Annotated in this window: 11 protein-coding genes and 1 pseudogene; 7 read left to right on the top strand and 5 right to left on the bottom strand. The window is 59.8% G+C overall.

The genetic code is table 11. The annotated features are described in order from the left end of the window. Positions 1-442 precede the first annotated feature (442 nt). The 5 genes from KRR38_RS30610 to KRR38_RS30590 all read left to right on the top strand — a co-directional run bounded on the left by KRR38_RS30610 (position 443) and on the right by KRR38_RS30590 (position 5,701). Positions 443-826 carry a hypothetical protein gene (locus KRR38_RS30610; protein ID WP_217407614.1) on the top strand — a complete coding sequence of 128 codons (384 nt, stop codon included), beginning with the start codon at positions 443-445 and terminating at the stop codon, positions 824-826. Between the two features lie 129 nt (positions 827-955). Continuing rightward, positions 956-1,180, top strand: a complete 225-nt coding sequence (locus KRR38_RS30605) for a hypothetical protein (protein WP_217407613.1) — start codon at positions 956-958, stop codon at positions 1,178-1,180. A gap of 117 nt (positions 1,181-1,297) precedes the next feature. Next, positions 1,298-2,455 carry a sensor histidine kinase gene (locus KRR38_RS30600; RefSeq protein WP_217407612.1) on the top strand — a complete coding sequence of 386 codons (1,158 nt, stop codon included), beginning with the start codon at positions 1,298-1,300 and terminating at the stop codon, positions 2,453-2,455. Positions 2,456-2,465: 10 nt separating this feature from the next. Next, the gene (locus KRR38_RS30595) at positions 2,466-2,642 is read left to right on the top strand and encodes a hypothetical protein (protein WP_217407611.1); all 177 of its coding nucleotides are present in this window, start codon (positions 2,466-2,468) and stop codon (positions 2,640-2,642) included. A 542-nt stretch (positions 2,643-3,184) separates the two neighbouring features. Then, positions 3,185-5,701, top strand: a complete 2,517-nt coding sequence (locus KRR38_RS30590) for a TonB-dependent receptor (protein WP_217407610.1) — start codon at positions 3,185-3,187, stop codon at positions 5,699-5,701. Between the two features lie 248 nt (positions 5,702-5,949). Here the strand turns inward: KRR38_RS30590 and KRR38_RS30585 are convergent, their stop codons facing one another. The 3 genes from KRR38_RS30585 to KRR38_RS30575 form a co-directional block, all read right to left on the bottom strand. Next, complete coding sequence (locus KRR38_RS30585; RefSeq protein ID WP_254515782.1) at positions 5,950-6,531, bottom strand: DUF6933 domain-containing protein; 582 nt, start codon at positions 6,529-6,531, stop codon at positions 5,950-5,952. A gap of 103 nt (positions 6,532-6,634) precedes the next feature. Beyond that, positions 6,635-7,681 carry an alpha/beta hydrolase gene (locus tag KRR38_RS30580; RefSeq protein ID WP_217407609.1) on the bottom strand — a complete coding sequence of 349 codons (1,047 nt, stop codon included), beginning with the start codon at positions 7,679-7,681 and terminating at the stop codon, positions 6,635-6,637. Positions 7,682-7,967: 286 nt separating this feature from the next. Further along, a complete protein-coding gene (locus KRR38_RS30575) occupies positions 7,968-10,403 on the bottom strand; it encodes a TonB-dependent receptor (protein WP_217407608.1) in 2,436 nt (811 codons plus the stop codon). A 980-nt stretch (positions 10,404-11,383) separates the two neighbouring features. Between KRR38_RS30575 and KRR38_RS30570 the strand changes: the two genes are divergently transcribed. Both KRR38_RS30570 and KRR38_RS30565 read left to right on the top strand, forming a co-directional pair. After that, the gene (locus KRR38_RS30570; RefSeq protein WP_217407607.1) at positions 11,384-14,014 is read left to right on the top strand and encodes a TonB-dependent receptor; all 2,631 of its coding nucleotides are present in this window, start codon (positions 11,384-11,386) and stop codon (positions 14,012-14,014) included. Between the two features lie 282 nt (positions 14,015-14,296). Then, a pseudogene (locus KRR38_RS30565) lies at positions 14,297-14,575 on the top strand (transposase); the annotation flags it as partial. Here KRR38_RS30565 and KRR38_RS30560 read toward each other — a convergent pair. Both KRR38_RS30560 and KRR38_RS30555 read right to left on the bottom strand, forming a co-directional pair. Then, positions 14,572-15,978 carry an MFS transporter gene (locus tag KRR38_RS30560; RefSeq protein ID WP_254515781.1) on the bottom strand — a complete coding sequence of 469 codons (1,407 nt, stop codon included), beginning with the start codon at positions 15,976-15,978 and terminating at the stop codon, positions 14,572-14,574. The pseudogene KRR38_RS30565 and the gene KRR38_RS30560 overlap by 4 nt on opposite strands. Next, positions 15,968-16,612: a TetR/AcrR family transcriptional regulator gene (locus KRR38_RS30555; RefSeq protein WP_217407606.1), complete on the bottom strand. Its 645-nt coding sequence runs from the start codon at positions 16,610-16,612 to the stop codon at positions 15,968-15,970. The genes KRR38_RS30560 and KRR38_RS30555 overlap by 11 nt, the downstream gene beginning before the upstream one ends. Positions 16,613-16,619: the final 7 nt, after the last annotated feature.

The following is a 16,619-nucleotide window of genomic DNA, read 5'->3' as shown; positions in this document are numbered from 1 at the left end:
CCCGTCAAGACGCTTGGAGCTTCATCAGTCCGCGGCGCTGCGCGATGGGAAACAAAAAAATGGCGACCCTGTTATGAGTCGCCATCCAGGTAAGGGTCCACAAGTGGATCCTTTGGGTCGCATGTCATTGCTATCGTTAGCTAACCCGATTTTCTTGTAGAAACGCGACACGAGAAAAACATAAAGTTTCTCAGTTCGAAGCCCCGCGCGCTTGTTCGGCGCGCAAGGGGCCAGCAGGCTTGAATGGCTGGCGGCGCCCAGGGTGGGATCGAAGCTGGCTTATGACGATCGAATGGCGTTGGTGATCTGTGTCACCAAGCTGAAGAGCCAATGAAAATATCCTGGTCATGGCCCCAATCCCCTTGCGTAAACTGCGAACAACAATAGTATTTCTTAGTAGCCCGATTGAGTCGTTTGCTTCGATCAGGGCGGGGAGAGACATGTGGCAACGGTGATTGAGCCGAGCGATGCGCGCGTGAATGCCCAGCAAGCCGAACTGCTTCGGCTTAGAGAGAAATTTCTCAAGAACGACAGAATACTCGGTCCTGCCTGGATCCTGTTGATCAGACTCGTCGAGCGATCGGCTTCCTCGACCTCCATCGAAGTCTGCGACCTAATTTCCGTCCCCAATATTTCCGCAACCACCGCGCAGCAGTGCCTCGAATATCTCCTTACTCGAGGGTGGGTGCGGCTGGGCGCGGGGCCCGGGAAGCGATTTCGCACAGTCGATCTCGCGCCGTGGGCGCTCGCCGAATTGCGCATCCTCTTTGCATCAATCGACGATCCGGTCGAAATCGAAAGGAGATTTGACGCTCAGTTCTCATGAATTCTTGAAGCGGGTCCACGGCGCCGCCTGTGCTTCGCCGAGGGCTCTGGGGCAGACGCCAGGTCGAAAGCGGCCGTCGGCCGCTAGCTCGCTGGCCTCGCGTTCGATCATGCGCATAGGAGAGGCGCCATGGGAGACCGTGAATATTGGCAGGACTACCGCCGCAAATTGAACAGCCGACTGGGTCTCACGCGAGCGGGACTCGAAAAGAAGTTCGATGGCATGGGCGCTGGGCCCGCCGCGAGCCTGGGGCTCACACACCAGAATATCCAGGACATCCAACAGATGCGCGAGGACGAGGAGCATCTCGCCGCGGTCGAAAGGTTGCTCGCGGGCAATGGCCAGCTCGAATGAGGGCTTCGCTCGAAATGCGCGGCCCTGGCTGCAACGAGATGGCCGGGCGGGCGCCGAGGAGCCTTGACGGTTTGCCTCGGGCGGCTAGCCAGGTCGCGTGAAGGGCGGAGGCTCCTGATGGAACTCGACTTGGCGGATTTCCGGGAGCTGTTCGATGCAGCTCCCGTTGGCCTCGCGGTGCTGGACACGGATTTGCGCTATCTCTTCTGCAACGAAGCCCTGGCCGTACTGAACGGCGTGCCGGCGAGCGATCACATCGGCCGCACCGTTGCCGATATCGTACCTGGCGTGGCCGAGGCCGCAGAAGGGCCTTTTCGATCGGTGTTCGAGACAGGCGAGCCGGTCCTTGACCTCCACTTCAGCGGCGACGTCCCGGCGAATTCGAGCTCGCCGCGTTCCTGGGTCGAAAATGTACAGCCAGTCTTCAGAGATGGGCGCGTCGCGGCGATCGTCGTCAGCGTTCAGGAGGTCACCGCGTTGGAAGAGACGCAGCGCGCCCTCCTGGCGAGCGAACAGACGCTTCAGGCGTCGCAGGCGCTCAATCCCGACGGCTTTGCGATCCTGCGCGCCGTGCGAAGCGATCAAGGTAAAATCGTCGATCTCGAATGGGAGTATGCCAATCCGGCGGCCCAGCGCGCCGCGGTCGTCTCACCGCTGATCGGGCGAAGGCTTCTGGAGATCGCGCCGGCGGGAGGGGCCCTCGACGAGGCCTTCGCGCGCTATGCAAAGACACTGCATGAGGGCGGGACGTCCACGCTCGAGTTTCCCTACGAAAATGGCAGGTTCAAAGGCTGGTTCCGCTCGACGGTCGTCGCGATCGACGGGGAACGGATTGCCATCTCTTTCGCGGACATAACAAAGCGCAAGCACCACGAGGAAGCGCTCACGCTTGCCCTGCAGGAGTTTCGCCACAGGGTGAAAAATCTGCTCTCCGTGGTAAGCAGTCTCGTCGGCCACGCTCGGCGTAGTGCCGCAACGCCCGAGGCGCTGGCAGAAACCATCCAACGGCAGCTACAGACTCTAAGCGCGGCTCAAGACCTGCTGCTGACCGAGGGAGCAGGCCCGGTTCCGCTCGCCGAGCTGGTTGCCGCGGCGCTGAGGCCCTTTAACGTCGCTGACCTCCAGATCGATGGGGGACCTCAAATTCCAACGCCGACGAAAGCGGTCCTTCCTTTCACGCTAGCGCTCCACGAGCTCGCGACCAACGCGATGAAGCATGGAGCCCTGTCGCGCGAGGGGGGGGCGTGCATCGATCTCCTGGCGGGTGGAGGATGAGCGCGCCAAAGTGGTCTGGATCGAAACCGGAGGACCCGAAGTCGCCATGCCGACCCGTAGCGGCTTTGGTTCGAAACTGTTCAAGATGCTGGAGAAGCGCCTCGATCGCGGATCGCTAAACCTCGATTTCCGACCCGCAGGTCTGATTGCCTCGATCGATTTCGATCTGCCAGGTCGGCAGGACTAAGGGTTGAACCGCCGAATCCAACGTCAGCAGAAATCGCCGGCAGCGCCGACGTCCGTCGGTCTTTGGACGCCTCTCCAAAGCGGTCATTCATTCATGCTCAGGTTTGAGTCTCCCGTCGCACCAGAATTGTGAGTGCGGCAGCAGAATGGTCAACCTTCATGGTCAGCCTCGGTGAGGCACAGCTCGAAGCGATCGAGGAAGCGCTGGGCAAGGCGCTCGCCGAAACCTATCGCCTCCAGACATCGGAACACGCCGTGTTGCCTGCCGCGTAGTTGGGTACTGACGCAAAATAATCGGACAGGGCACAGGTGCTGCAATTGGCCGAAAACCCGCCATCCCTTGAGGCTGGTGGCCGCACGAGAGAACCCATGATTGCGTCAGTTTACTTTCTAGCTTTCGGAATGTTACTCTGCTGTGTCTTTTCCCTTTTCGCGAACACCGACGCGTTGTAGCCTCTATCTAAATTGTGGGCGATGAACCGCTTAGACGGCGACCATCGACCCAATACTTCGGTCTCGAATACCGAAATGGGAGGGGAGCCAATGAGGAAATCGGCCTATTTGCTTGGCGTGGCCATGCTTCAAGTTGTGAGCACTCCGGTATTCGCGCAAGGTGCGGCGGTCGGAGCCGATGCGAACGGCTCCGACATTATCGTGACCGCGAGGCGGCAGGAGGAACGCCTTCAGGATGTTCCAATCTCGATCACCGTGCTGAGCCAGGACGCCATTGCCGATCGAAACATCGTCAACGCGGGCGACCTCGGGAGCTATGTTCCCTCTCTCGCGACCAACTCCAATTTCGGACCTGAGCGTAGCAGTTTCTCGATCCGTGGTTTCATCCAGGAAGGCAGGACCTCGCCGTCGGTCGGAGTCTACTTCGCCGATGTGGTCGCACCGCGCGCCAACTCCGGCACGACGTCAGGCAATGGTGCCGGCGTCGGCCAGTTCTTCGACCTGCAGAACGTGCAGGTGCTCAAAGGACCGCAAGGCACGCTGTTTGGCCGCAATACGACGGGCGGCGCAATTCTTCTGGTTCCGACCAAGCCCACCGATCGCCTCGAAGGTTATGTCGAGGGCACGCTCGGTAACTACAACGAGCGGCGGATCGAAGCCGTGCTCAATATTCCGCTGAGCGACACCTTCCGCTTGCGCGCAGCGGTGGACCGCAACAAGGCCGATGGCTACCTGCGCAACCGGAGCGGGATTGGGCCAGACCGGTTTGCGGACACCAATTACGTCTCTGCGCGCCTGAGCATGGTCGGTGACCTTACACCTGATCTCGAGACCTACACGATCGCCCGTTACTCCAGGTCCCATACGAACGGCGTGCTCTCGAAGATCATCTCCGCTGGCCCCTATCCCGGCTTCCCGATAGCACCCGGCCTCGGCGGCTTCCTCGCGCCGCTGGCGGCAGCGCAGATCGCGCGTGCGCAGGCGCGCGGCGACGGTTTCTGGGATGTCGACAATTCGGTCGCCGATCCGAAGGAAATCCAGGAAACCTGGCAGGTCATCAATACCACGACCTGGAAAGCCAGCGACACGCTGACGGTCAAAAACAACGTTTCCTACGCCGAGTTCAAGCAGGACACCGCCTACAGCCTGTTCGGTGACAACTACATCTACCCAGCAGGTTACCTGGCCAATGTTCTGTTCCCCGGGTTCCCGGGTTTTCCCGCGGGCCATGCTGCGGGAATCCAGATCAAGACCGGGCCAAGCGGGCACTATGCCAGCCAGTCGACCTTCACCGAAGAGCTCCAGTTCCAGGGCAATTCGGCCGATGGCCGGCTCAACTGGCAGGTCGGTGCCTATCTGGAAGTCAGCAAGCCGCTCAATTTCAATTCGGGCTTCAACGAGATTTTCATCGAATGCACCAATCCCGGCGCCTACCAGTGCTCGTCAAGCTTTCTCGGTGCTTTCGGCCTGAACAACATCTCAACCGCCAACATCAAGGATTCGTATAACAACAAGGGCTTGTACGGACAGGCAACCTACAAGCTGACGGACAAGCTCAGCCTGACCGGCGGTATTCGCTATACGATGGACCGGATGAGCGATCTTTCTCGCAACATCAACACGACGATAGTCAGGCCCGGCGTCGCGACTTTCTCCTGCCAGGATATCCTGCTGTTCAACGCTGGCACGGCCGCCAATCCGATCCCGGTTTCGGCTTCGGGACCCACCGGACCCGAGTGCGTCCAGCGGATCAAGATCTCGTCCAATCGCCCGACCTGGCTGATCGACGTCGACTACAAGCCGAGCAACGATCTGCTACTCTACGCGAAATATGCGCGCGGCTATCGCCAGGGCAGCATCATCTCGAACAATTTCGGCTTCGAGACCTTCAATCCCGAAAAGGTCGATACTTTCGAGGCCGGCGCCAAGACAAGCGTCGGTGGCGCGGTGGCGGGTTATTTCAACATAGCCGCGTTCTACAATAATTTCACCAACCAGCAGATTGCAGTGAACTCGGTGGTTGCCCCGGCCTATGCCGCCGTGATCGCGCCGAGCCAGATCATCGCCAACGCCGGCAAGTCTCGCATCTGGGGCATCGAGGTCGACGCATCCGCGCGGCCGTTCCAGGGACTGAGGCTCGACCTCAGCTATGCCTATCTCAATACCAAGCTGATCTCGATCGTGCCGCCGGCGCTGCCGGTATTCTTCAGCGACCTGCAGCCGGCGGCGGACGTTGGCGGGCCCCTCGCCCAGTCGCCCAAGAACCGCGTGACCGTGACTGCAACCTACACGCTGCCGCTCGATGAGAGCATCGGCAAGATCTCGCTGGGCGGTACCTTCACTCATACCGATGCCAACCAGGTTCACACCCAGCGGTTCGCTCCCACGACTTTCAAGGTGCAGGCGGTCGACATGCTCAATCTCAATGCCAGCTGGGATTCGGTTGGAGGCCTGCCGGTCGACCTGTCCTTTTTCATGACCAACGTGACCAACATCAAGCGTTACGTCTATCCGATCGCCACCTACCAGACGACCGGCGCGGAATCCGTCTACCTCAACCAGCCGCGCATGTGGGGATTCCGTGCGAAGTACCGCTTTGGAGAGTAAGTCGGATCGGTTGAGGTTGCCGTGCCTGGAATTCCAGTCGCTGAAGGCGATCCTAAGCGCGGTCAGAAAATAGCGAGCAGGCCGGACGCGCCCGCAATCGCCGACTTTGCTGCCGTTCCCAGGTCCCCATCGAGGCGTTGTTAGCTGCCACGCGTTCATCCGGCGCGCGGCCTCGCGCTTGAGAACGCTCGCAGCCCCTGACAAGATCCTCGATGAACACCGGTGCCGACCATCAGACGGACCTACATTCACTGTGCGCCGCTGCTCACCAAATATTGAAGAGCCTTATCCGGCGAAAGATGGGTGCTATAAAGTGGCCCACACGGCGTTTCTGCGAGCTTTGCGGAAATGGCTAGCAAGTCGTCGTCATCACCCTTCTCGTAGGCATAGGCGGCCAGCCAAAATTCGGCTTGGCGGGAAAATTCGTTGAGAATGCCGACCACGCTCCGGTTTGCGGTCTTGGCGTAACGAACCTCATTCATACGCCACAGTTCCTGCGCGATGAAATCGGCCGGGATGCCATGCTCCTTGAGAACGGCGCCGAGCTGGCCAGGAAGGCGACGTCCCAAGGTGGCGGCCGGTGCCAGCGGCATCAACACCGGCAGCAAGGTCTTCTCCGATACCAGCAATGCTACTTGGGGTTTCCAAAACAGAGCGGTCGCATACCAATTGCCCAGCGCGGTATCGCTCTCACCCGCTATGCAAATCTCTGGCTTGATGCGATCAAGGAGCTTCTTGGTGGAATGCAGGTGAAACATCGCGCCAAACGGTAAGTTGGCCTCCCGCTCGAGTCCAGCGGTGGGAATTGGCTGCCTGCTTACGTTCGACAAGCGCCAACTGATCTGACGTTCCTGGCTCGCTGAGCAATTGCCAATAGTTACCTTCCGTTGATGGGTACTCAGCCGCGGCCTGCTACGCTCCTTTCGTTCGAAATTATCCTGGAATGCCAAAACCGCGACGTAAAGCGTCAAGCTTTGCCGAGTTGAACCATCGCGAAATCTTCGCGGGGAAGAACGGGCTGTCGAAGCCATGGAATGCACCTGGAACTAAAATGAGTTCGGTCGGCACACCGGCGTTGTTGAGACGTTGCGCGTAATCGACATCCTCATCCACGAACAGGTCGATCGAGCCGACTCCAATCCATGCAGGCGGTAGCCCCGCCAGATCCGAAACGCGTGCAGGCACGCCGCCGGGAACAGAGCGACCTCCTGGCTTGACCCCGAGGAAGCTCTCCCAGCCAAAGCGGTTCTTCTCGGCGGTCCAGACGATGTTGCCGACATGACTCGGCATCTGCCGGCTCACGCCGGTACGGTCGTCCAACATCGGATAGATCAGGCACTGGAAGCAGAGTGGAACCTCACCGCGGTCCCGCGCGGTGATCGCGAGAAGCGCAGCGTGACCGCCTCCAGCACTCTCGCCCATGACTGCAATGCGGCGGTTATCGACGCCGAGCTGCGCCGCGTTGGTGTGTAGCCACTTCAGGCCGGTATAGTTGTCCTCGATCGAACCGGCAAAGGTAGTTTCCGGAGCCAGTCGGTAGTCGACCGATACCGCCACGCACTCGAGTTCCTTGCACAGCGTCTGCAGGCTGGCGACGCTGCTTAGCGCGGTCCCCGTGACAAAGCCGCCGCCATGGGTAAACAGGATCGCCGGCCGGGCGGCACCAGCCGCCGCGTTGATGAGATAGATCGCGACGTCAGGCTGACCCTTGCTACCGGGAATTACTCGCCGTTCGTAGGGCACGTCCGCCGATGGCTTGGGACCATAAGCTTCCGCACCCTTACGCTGCTGGGCGAGCGTCGTAATGTTCAGCGGCGCCCTGCCGAAAGGTAAAATGCGTCTGGCAATTTCGCGCAGTTCCGGATGAACGGAGGCGAGGATCATCGCGTCATCGGTATCAGCAAGTGCCCGTCCGGGCATGATGAACGGTGCCGCCACCCCCAGCGCGCAGGCCTGTTTCAGAAGCTCTCGCCGATCCATCAAATCTCCCCCATTCTTCAATGTCCCAGCATGCCCGAGAGTCGCTGCAATCCTTAAAGAACTGAGAATGATAGCGCTACCGCAAAGCTTCGTACCTCTTGGGAGATCATTTCATTAAGAGGATGTGCCATTCCCGCCGACATAACGGTCGTTCCGAGGGTAAAATCCATTCCTTGAAAGCGGCCGCACGTTCACAAGCAACCAAGCGGTGCATTTGCTCTGACAAGGTCTGGTGACTTTACGCTAGGTCGGCCGCCCCGTGATCGCAGGGCGGCCCGGGTTCTGGTTAGAACTTGAATCCGATCGTCCCGCCATAAATCGCCGGCTCGGCCATCGGCGAGTAGGTGCCGGTGCCCGTGCCGCTGTAGTGCAGGCGGTACTTGTGATTGGTGATATTTGTGCCCCAGGCGCGAACGTAATAATGATTGCTGGGGTCGGTCCAAGTGACCGAGACGTTGACCAGCGCATAGGCTCCTTGGACGAAGCGCTGCTCGCGCTGGCGATCGGCGGGTACACCGGCAATGTTGCCCCAGACCGAAGGGTTCGTCGGCACATATTTCGTCGTGTACTTGACGTTGCCGGCGAACCGGATGCCACCTTCGCCCATCGGCACCAGATAGTCCATGCCGATGTTGCCCGAGAAGTTGGGTGCCCGCGACATCATCAGGCCAGAAAGGTTCTGCTGGCCTGTGACCGGACACTGCGCCGTGGCCGTCAGGTTCGGGAATGAGCAGTTGACGGCGCTCTTCAGCGGATCGGAATTCGGATTGATGCCGGTCTGAGCGGGGTTCACGCCCGTGCCGCTGAACAGGAAGTTGTCGCCATACCGCGCGTGGAGCCAGGTGCCGCTACCGCGGATGGTCAAATTCTCGACCGGCGTCCAGTCGAAGCTGGCCTCGGCGCCGTAGATCTTGGCCTTCGGCGCGTTGAGGATTACCGTCACCGGGAAGCCCGACTGAGCGAAGGTGCTCGCCACCTGCAGGTTCTTGTAGTCGTAGTAGAAACCCGCGGCGTCGAAGTGGAAGTTGCGCCCTGCGGTCTTGAAACCGACCTCGTAGGAATTGATCGTTTCTTGCTTGGCGGGCTCATAGGTGCATTTTGTGCCGGTGAAGCTGGCATTCACGCAGATCGGCGCCTGCGAGTTGTACGCGCCGCTGCGGAAGCCCTGGGAATAGGTCGCGTAGACGTTGGTTCGCGGCGCGATCTCATAACGGATGGAGACGCGCGGGGTGAACTTCTTGAAGGTATCCTGCACGTTCTGCGGATCGCGGAACAGGCCGAAGGCGGCAAAGGCAGCCGGACCGCTGATCTGCGCAAAGACTTTCTGCTTTTCCGAGCTGTAACGACCACCGACATTGATCGAGAGCTTCTCGGTCGCGTGAAACGTCATGTCGGCATAGAGCGCCCAGGCGTCCTTCTTCTGGTCGAAGGCGGAGGTCGACAGTAGCGTATAGTCGGCAATCGTGCCTGGCGTTTGGCCGTTGCTGGTGCCGGCCAGATTGCCAGTGTACTGCTTGCCCGGCTCAGGGAAGTAGAGGTGGTCGTTGAAGTAGAGGCCGCCCAGCGTCAGATCGACGTGCTCGATCGCATCGATGTTGTAGTTGACAGCCTGTTGCCAGGTTTTCTCGGCGATGACGTTGCTCGAATAGTTGGCCGGGATATAAGACCCGTCGAAATCGAACGCGTTGTGCGTCGTCACCTCTGAGTAGGAGGTGATCGACTGCAGCTTTCCGATACCGGTATCGATGTCGAGGGTGCCGGAGCCTTCGTACTGGACCGACTTCATAATGTCGCCAAGGTCGTATGCCTGGACGCCCAGATGATCGCCCGGTGTGCTCAGGAACTGGCGCAGAGTGGCAGCGCCGGCGCGCGTGGCGTAGACGAAATTACCCGCGCCGTTGACGTTCTCAATCGGCGTGTAGACGTTAGAGCGCGCGTCATCGATCTTGACATAGTTGAAGGCTAGCGTGGCGGTAACGTTTCCGAGCTCGGCCCGCGCCTTCATGCGCAGCGCTTCCTGGCGGATCGGCGTGGCGCCGCCGGTGCTCTTGGTGCCGTCGGTGCGGCTGAGCAGGCGGTTGTAGCCGTCGCCGTCGCGCAGATAGCCAGCGATAGAGATGCCCACGGCGTCCGAAATCGGACCGGCCGCATAGCCTGAGATGCGCTTGTCGTCGAAGCGGGCATAGGTCGCCTCGGCCTTGCCACGCCAAGTGTCGGTGGGGATGAAGGTCGTCAACAGGATCGCGCCGCCCGTGGCATTGCGGCCATAGAGTGTGCCCTGCGGGCCCTTGAGCACCTGGACGTTCTCGACGTTCGGCAGGTCGATGTTGATCGCCTGCGCGACGGGTTGGTAAACGCCGTCGACGTATACAGCGACGTTGTTCTCGAACGTGCCGTTGAGCAACGTGGTAACGCCGCGTATCGAAGGCTGGGGGAAAGCGCCGCCCGCACCGATTTGAAGGCCCGAGGTGACGTTGCCAAGGTCGCGCAGCGAGGTGACACCAGCATTTGCGATCGTATCCTGCGTGACCACTGAAATCGCCATCGGCACGTCCTCGAGCGCCTGCTCGCGCCGCTGCGCGGTAACGATGATCGTGTTGTTGTCGACCGAGGCCGTCGGTTCGCCTTGCGCCAGTGCGGAGCTCGTCCAGAGTGGCGCGAGAGCGGTTGCGGAGAGAAGGGCGGCAAGGTGTGCGTGACGCCGAATTGCGAGCGATTTCATATCATCCTCCATCTGATTTTTTTGGTTCTGCGATCTTCCGCCGAAGTCGCGTAATGCGCGGCTTGGCTGTACCCAATGCCGTTAAAACCCCTCCCCGGCCCCATCTGGTTTTGCGCTGCAGTGGCGCTAGGGTGAATGACTAATTGTACGGCCGTACAAACTCCAACCAATATTTGGGACCACGCTGTGTTTTCATGCACCCTGTGGTCATTTCGCGACACTCCTTCACGGAGTCCACTCGTCCGGCTTCAGGGCTACCCCCTCTGCCTACCGTTCAATCATCTAAGCGCTGGCGGCTCGCGCTCCTGTTAGCACGCCGGGAGCGCAGTACTTGCGGCCATTTAACGCGCGGAATGGCCAAATTCTTCTCGAGGATACGGGCCTAAGTAGAGCTACGGGCCGGCTGTCGCCGACATTCCGGACGAGGAATGCCGTAACTCGGATATTCAAAGCTGTGCGATCGGGCCTCCCTAGCGAGAAGGCCGGTGCCGATATGGATAGGTGAAGTCCGGCCGACGTAAGTCTCTAAGGCCGGACTTCGCTGATCGACCCTGAGGAGCGCCGGTGCGGACGCTGCGGATACTCTTGAGGTGCACGTCGAAAACGCCGGTCGGTCAGACGGGACATCCTCTCCAGCCAGAATGCATCATTTAAGCTCTGCGAGAGTTGCGCTGCAAGGGGCGATAGCGGCTGCAGCCAGCGCAACATGAAGTCAAATGGCTACGACAAATTTCGATTGCCGCTGCAATTCACGCCCCCTCGGCGCCCGTGCGTTGGTGGACCGCGGAAAAACCTTTCCCGACGGCGTGCAAATGAGTTTCCGAGCAACGTATCCGAGGTAGCCCGATCGTTGCAGCGGCGCTTCGGAGTTCGTTAAGACCGTCGGACACGATAATATATAATCTGTTGATGTTCCGTTCGTAACTGGGCACTGTGCAAGCGCCAAAAAACGCACGCTGATGCGCAACTGGGAGGGTGGTATGCAACATGTTCAACTCGACAGTACAAGTGCGTCCAATCGGCAGGCGGCGATGGTCAGAGCGCTAGGCGCAGTCTCGCTGCTCGCGCTTGGTTGGTGTGCTCCGGCGCTAGCGCAGGACGCTACACCGCAGACAGAAGGTACGCGTGCCTACGTCGAGAACGGTGACATCATTGTCACCGCCCGAAAGCGGCAGGAGTCCATTCTCAAGGTGCCGGTAGTTGTGACAGCGGTTTCAGATCAGAAGCTCGACAGCGTACAGGCGACGCAGATCATGGACTTGCCCAAGCTGGTCCCTGGCCTCGTACTAGGCACCAACTTGCTTTCGATCGGGCCGCAAGTCTCGCTGCGCGGCATAGGCACCTCATCGTACGATCCAGGCGTCGATCAGTCCGTTTCACTGAACATCGATGGGCTCTCGCTCGGCCAGGGCCTTGCTTTCGGCAGCGGGTTGTTTGACGTCCAGCAAGTCGAAGTCCTGAAGGGCCCACAGGCGCTATTTTACGGTAAGAGCAGCCCTGGCGGCGTAATCTCGCTACGCACCTCTGATCCGGGCGACAAACTCGAATTAATCGCTCGCGCCGGCTATGAGATCGAAGGCCGCGAGGGCAGAGGGGAATTGATCGCTTCGGGCCCAGTAACCGACACCTTGGGCCTTCGTCTCGCCACCACTTATTCGGAGGGACAGGGATATTTCCGCAATGTCGCAGTCCCGATCCTTTCGACCGGCGCCAGCGCTCCCTATGCCCGCGAGACGCGGCCACGCAACTTCATCGTACGCGGTACTCTGCTGTGGAAACCCGTTTCGGAATTCTCCGCGCGGCTTAAAGTCAACCATGCCTATGATCACGCCGTAGACGGCGAGGTTGCGCAACTTGCCAACTGCCCCGACGGACCAGGCCAATCCTTCGGGTTCGGCGGCTTTGGACCCGCCTTGGGTCTGTCACCCGTGGATCCTATCCCTTTCATCGGAGGCGACAACTGCAAGCTCGATAGGAATTTACGGATTCCGTATCTCAACCCGTCGTTTTTCCCGGGAATTCCTAACAATGGTGTGCCCTACCTCCAGAACAAACAAAACTATGGCACTCTGGAGCTGAACTACGACCTATCTCCGCAACTCGCGCTTACCTCGACCACGGCATACTACAATCTTAAGTCTAGCAGCATGGTCAACCCGACCCATACCACCGCGGCAGCGCCGACATTTGCCGTGACCAACCGGTTTAGCCGGCGAGAATTTACGCAGGAGCTTCGGCTCAACAGCGACTTCGCGGGGCCGCTAAATCTCACGCTTGGCGGATTTTACGAGAACGGGCGCCTGATCGACCGGGTGCATTTCATCCGCAACACTGCTTACGGGTTTCTCAGCCCGGCGATCGTGGGCGCGAATATCCTCAATGACGACCGCGCGACCACGGTCGATATCAAGACCTACTCGTTGTTCGGACAGATTCGCTACAAACTGAGCGATCAATTGGAACTGGCGGGCGGTGTGCGCTGGACTGACGAAACGCGCGAGGAACGCGTCTTTGATTATCAGAACAATGTGGACATCACTCCGTTTCTGCCCAACCCGCGAGTCCATTCCAGTAATTTCTCGCCTGAAGCGACTATCACCTACACACCGACCGACGATCTGACCGTGTTTGCGTCCTACAAGAAGGGCTACAAGTCTGGGTCGTTCAAGGTCGCAGTGCCGGCAGTGAAGGGAGAGGACAACTCGTTTGGCGATGAGCAGGTCCAGGGCGGTGAGACTGGCATCAAGGCTCGGTTGGCCGACCATAGCATCCTGACAAATGTTTCGGGCTACTATTATACCTATAAAGGCCTACAGGTCGGCGGAATTGCAGACTCGGTTGGCGGCGTTCCGGTGATCACCACTGTCAATGCGGGTAAGGCCATAACGTATGGCGTTGATTTCGATATTTCCTATCGGCCGCGGTCGATCGAAGGGCTAAGTCTCAATGCCTCGCTTAACTGGAACCATGCGCGCTACAAGGATCTGAATAACATTCCTTGTATAGCTGGCCAGACTATATCCGCGGGCTGCAATCAGTTCTTCGCGGTAAATGCCAACCAAACGCCGCCTGGACCGACGGGCGCCACGATCGTCAACGGAAAGTACGGTTTTTATACCGCGCAGGACCTTTCCAATACACCAATGGTAAGGGCGCCGCAGTGGGCGGCGAACTTTGGCTTCGACTACACGATGCCGATCGGCTCGGGCATGAAGCTGATGTTCACTAATAACAATCAGTACTCCTCCAAATTTGTAACTTTCCCTGCTGTAGGCCGTCCGAACAATGACAACTATCAGGGCTCCTTCATCAAGGTCGATGCCGGGCTTACGCTGAAGGACGCGAACGATCGCTGGGAAGTGGCAGTCATTGGCAAGAATATCACCGATAAGATTACTGCTTCCAACTGCTCGGCAACAAACTTCGCCGGTGGTATCGCTCTGGGCGGTGCGATCACGGGGGGGCACGGTGTCTGGTCCCGCGGGGTTTGCCGAGTCCGGTTGCAATACCGATATCGGCAGGTCGATCTGGCTGCGCCTTACCTTTCGGCCTTTCGGATAGCGTACTACCGAGGGGATGAGCTTGCCTCATCCCCCAATCGGTCTGAATAAATAGGATTTCCCCTGCGGCCCCGCGATGATTGAACCCAATTCAGAGGACTGATGCCGATAACAAAAGCCCCGCCGGGGCGGGGCTAGGTATGGGATTGTGTTGGAGCCGACCACTGCTACTATTTTCTTGAGAAAGCACGCGGCAGCAGAAGTCGCCCCCTTTCTGGCGGAAACACCTTAACGTTCGGTTTAGCCCGGCTAAGGTCGGACCCTTGTCAGCATCCAAGCGTCGCATCGATCGCCTTGGCTGGCTCTTACGGCGGCGCGCTCTCCACGACAGCCGTGCTCGCAGACAAGGCATATGATGCCGATCGCATCCGGGCGTCTCTCCGCGATAGGGGTGCGTTTGCTAACATCCCGCCCAAGGCCAACCGGAGGTCGAAACCGTACTTCAGCACATGGCTTTACCGTGAGCGAAACCTCATCGAGCGCTTCTTCTCTAAGCTGATGCACTTCCGCCGCGTCGCTACCCGTTACGACAAACTGGCTGAGAACTTCCTCGCCATGGTCCAACTCGCCTCAATGCGCCTTTGGCTGCGAGTTCATGAGTCTACGGCCTAGTCCGCTGCCCTCATTGCCAGTTCTTCCCGGATTTTGACTTGACGATCCTCGTCGATATCGAAGCTCCGAACAAGGGCTGCGCCTATAAGATGGGCCAACCCCGGCCCGAGCGAGAAGACCAGCGCCACGGCGGTTAGCGCCGTCGGGGTATTGGCCGCAAGTTTAGGATCGAAGCCGAACCAAGCGATTAGCGGTAGCGCGATGCCCACCGGCAGGGCGACACCAGCTTTGCCCGAAACGCTGAACACTGAAAACAGCATCGCCGTGCGGTTCACCCCGGTGCGCAACCGGTACTCGTCGGCGATGTCCGCCAGCATCGCGCGCAGCAGCATGTTGCCCGACCCCTGCATCAGCCCCTGTGCAACAGTAAGCGCTAGCAGCAGCGGGATGTCGCCCGCGCCGACGAGGACGAGCCCGATGTTGACCGCCGCCTGACCCAGTTCGGTGGCGATCAGTGCGCGGTGCTTGCCCTTGATCCTTGCGATCCATTGCCAAATCGGCGCAGCGAAGATGCCGATGACGAACTGGAACAGGAACAGCCCACCTGCCCACTCGGGTTTGCCGACCACGAAGCTGACGAAAAACACGAACAGCGCCCCGCGCAGCCCCTGCGCGAAAGTGATGACCAGGTCGGCCGTCATGACGCGGAACAGTACTTTCTCGGATCTGACCGCGCGGGATGCCTGCCGCCACGGGACTTTGGCAGCCTTCACCCGCGGGGTGGCTACGCTATGGTCGGGAAAGGCCCAGAAGGCCAGCAGCACGGTCGGAATCACCGGCAGAATGATCGCCGCGCCCATGCCGTGAAGCTTCATCATCTGGTCGCCGGGATAAAACCTATCGGCTAGCGTTGGCATCAGCAGGACTGAGAATAGGGCCAGCCCGCTGGCTATGGTCTGGTACGCGGTGATCCGGGTCCGCTCATGATAGTCGCCTGAAAGCTCGCCCGACCAGGCGTAGTATGGGATCTGAATCATCGACAGCGACAGGAAGGTGACGAGTAGCACGGCCACGAGAAAGGCTGGCGTCACGCCGGCGGGCGGGAAAAACAGCAAAGCGTTCATCGCCACGAACAACACCGAGCCAGCCCCGATCCACACCTTGCGCCGGCCGAGCCGGCTGCGCGTCTTGTCGCACAGCCAGCCGACTAGCGGATCGGTCGCCGTCCCCCAGATACGCTCGACAAGGAAGATCGCGCCCAGCACCGTGAGCGAAATGCCGTACTGCTGCGCGTAGATCGCAGGCAGATAGACACCGATAGGAAGCTGCACGCCCGTGACCGCCGTATTCAGCAGCGAATGCGCGATGAGACGACCGGTTGGCTGTTTGTCATCGGCCGCCGCCGCCCCGGGCTCGGGCACAGCGCTCTCGATGTTGGCTAAAGCATCCATGTCAGGCGACATCACTCTCACAGAGTAGCGCGGCGGTCGCCATTGCGACGAGATCGGCGAAGACCGCGTCGGCCGAAGCGCCCTTGTCGGTGAATTGGTTCATTGCGGCGAGCGAGTTGCTGATCATCGCGGCGGTGACGATCAGCCGCTGATGGAACTTCGGCCGCGCACTCACCGGCAGCAGCGGCCGAATACGCTCGACGATCACCATGACCACCGGATATTCCTCGTGCAAAGTATAGCGCGTCCAGGCCCAACCGGAACGGGCGAGACCCGCGAGGAAAGCGACGTAGCTATGCTTTCCATCCTCGCCACGCTGCTCGTAGAGCGGACGCCATAACGCATCCATGAGTCCGCGCAGCTCGGCGCCACGACCAAGCGCGTCGAGCTCTGCGATAAGTTCGGCACGGCGCGCTTCGATGCCGGGCAGGCGGTGATGGTAGATCGCCGAGATCAGCTCTTCCATACCGCCGAAATGATAAGCGACGACGTTGTTGTTCGCCGATCCGATCGCCGCGCCGATCTGCCGGGGCGAGACGCCGTCGAGGCCGCGTTCCGCGATCAGCGCCTCGGCCTTTTCGATCAGAGCAGTACGCGTTACCTCGCGCCTGGGATCGCGCCGGGTCCGCCCCCTTTCTACCATCATCGTGCGT

Source organism: Novosphingobium sp. G106 (assembly GCF_019075875.1).
Taxonomy (GTDB): domain Bacteria; phylum Pseudomonadota; class Alphaproteobacteria; order Sphingomonadales; family Sphingomonadaceae; genus Novosphingobium.
Note: the sequence above shows the minus strand (reverse complement) of the source record. Positions and strands in the feature narration are given on the sequence as shown.

What these genes read in the sequence shown, in the direction of transcription:
- KRR38_RS30605 (WP_217407613.1), top strand. Translation starts at nt 956, where the DNA reads ATGGGAGACCGTGAATATTGGCAGGACTACCGCCGCAAATTGAACAGC.
- KRR38_RS30600 (WP_217407612.1), top strand. Translation starts at nt 1,298, where the DNA reads ATGGAACTCGACTTGGCGGATTTCCGGGAGCTGTTCGATGCAGCTCCC.
- KRR38_RS30590 (WP_217407610.1), top strand. Translation starts at nt 3,185, where the DNA reads ATGAGGAAATCGGCCTATTTGCTTGGCGTGGCCATGCTTCAAGTTGTG.
- KRR38_RS30580 (WP_217407609.1), bottom strand. Translation starts at nt 7,681, where the DNA reads ATGGATCGGCGAGAGCTTCTGAAACAGGCCTGCGCGCTGGGGGTGGCG.
- KRR38_RS30575 (WP_217407608.1), bottom strand. Translation starts at nt 10,403, where the DNA reads ATGAAATCGCTCGCAATTCGGCGTCACGCACACCTTGCCGCCCTTCTC.
- KRR38_RS30570 (WP_217407607.1), top strand. Translation starts at nt 11,384, where the DNA reads ATGCAACATGTTCAACTCGACAGTACAAGTGCGTCCAATCGGCAGGCG.
- KRR38_RS30560 (WP_254515781.1), bottom strand. Translation starts at nt 15,978, where the DNA reads ATGTCGCCTGACATGGATGCTTTAGCCAACATCGAGAGCGCTGTGCCC.
- KRR38_RS30555 (WP_217407606.1), bottom strand. Translation starts at nt 16,612, where the DNA reads ATGATGGTAGAAAGGGGGCGGACCCGGCGCGATCCCAGGCGCGAGGTA.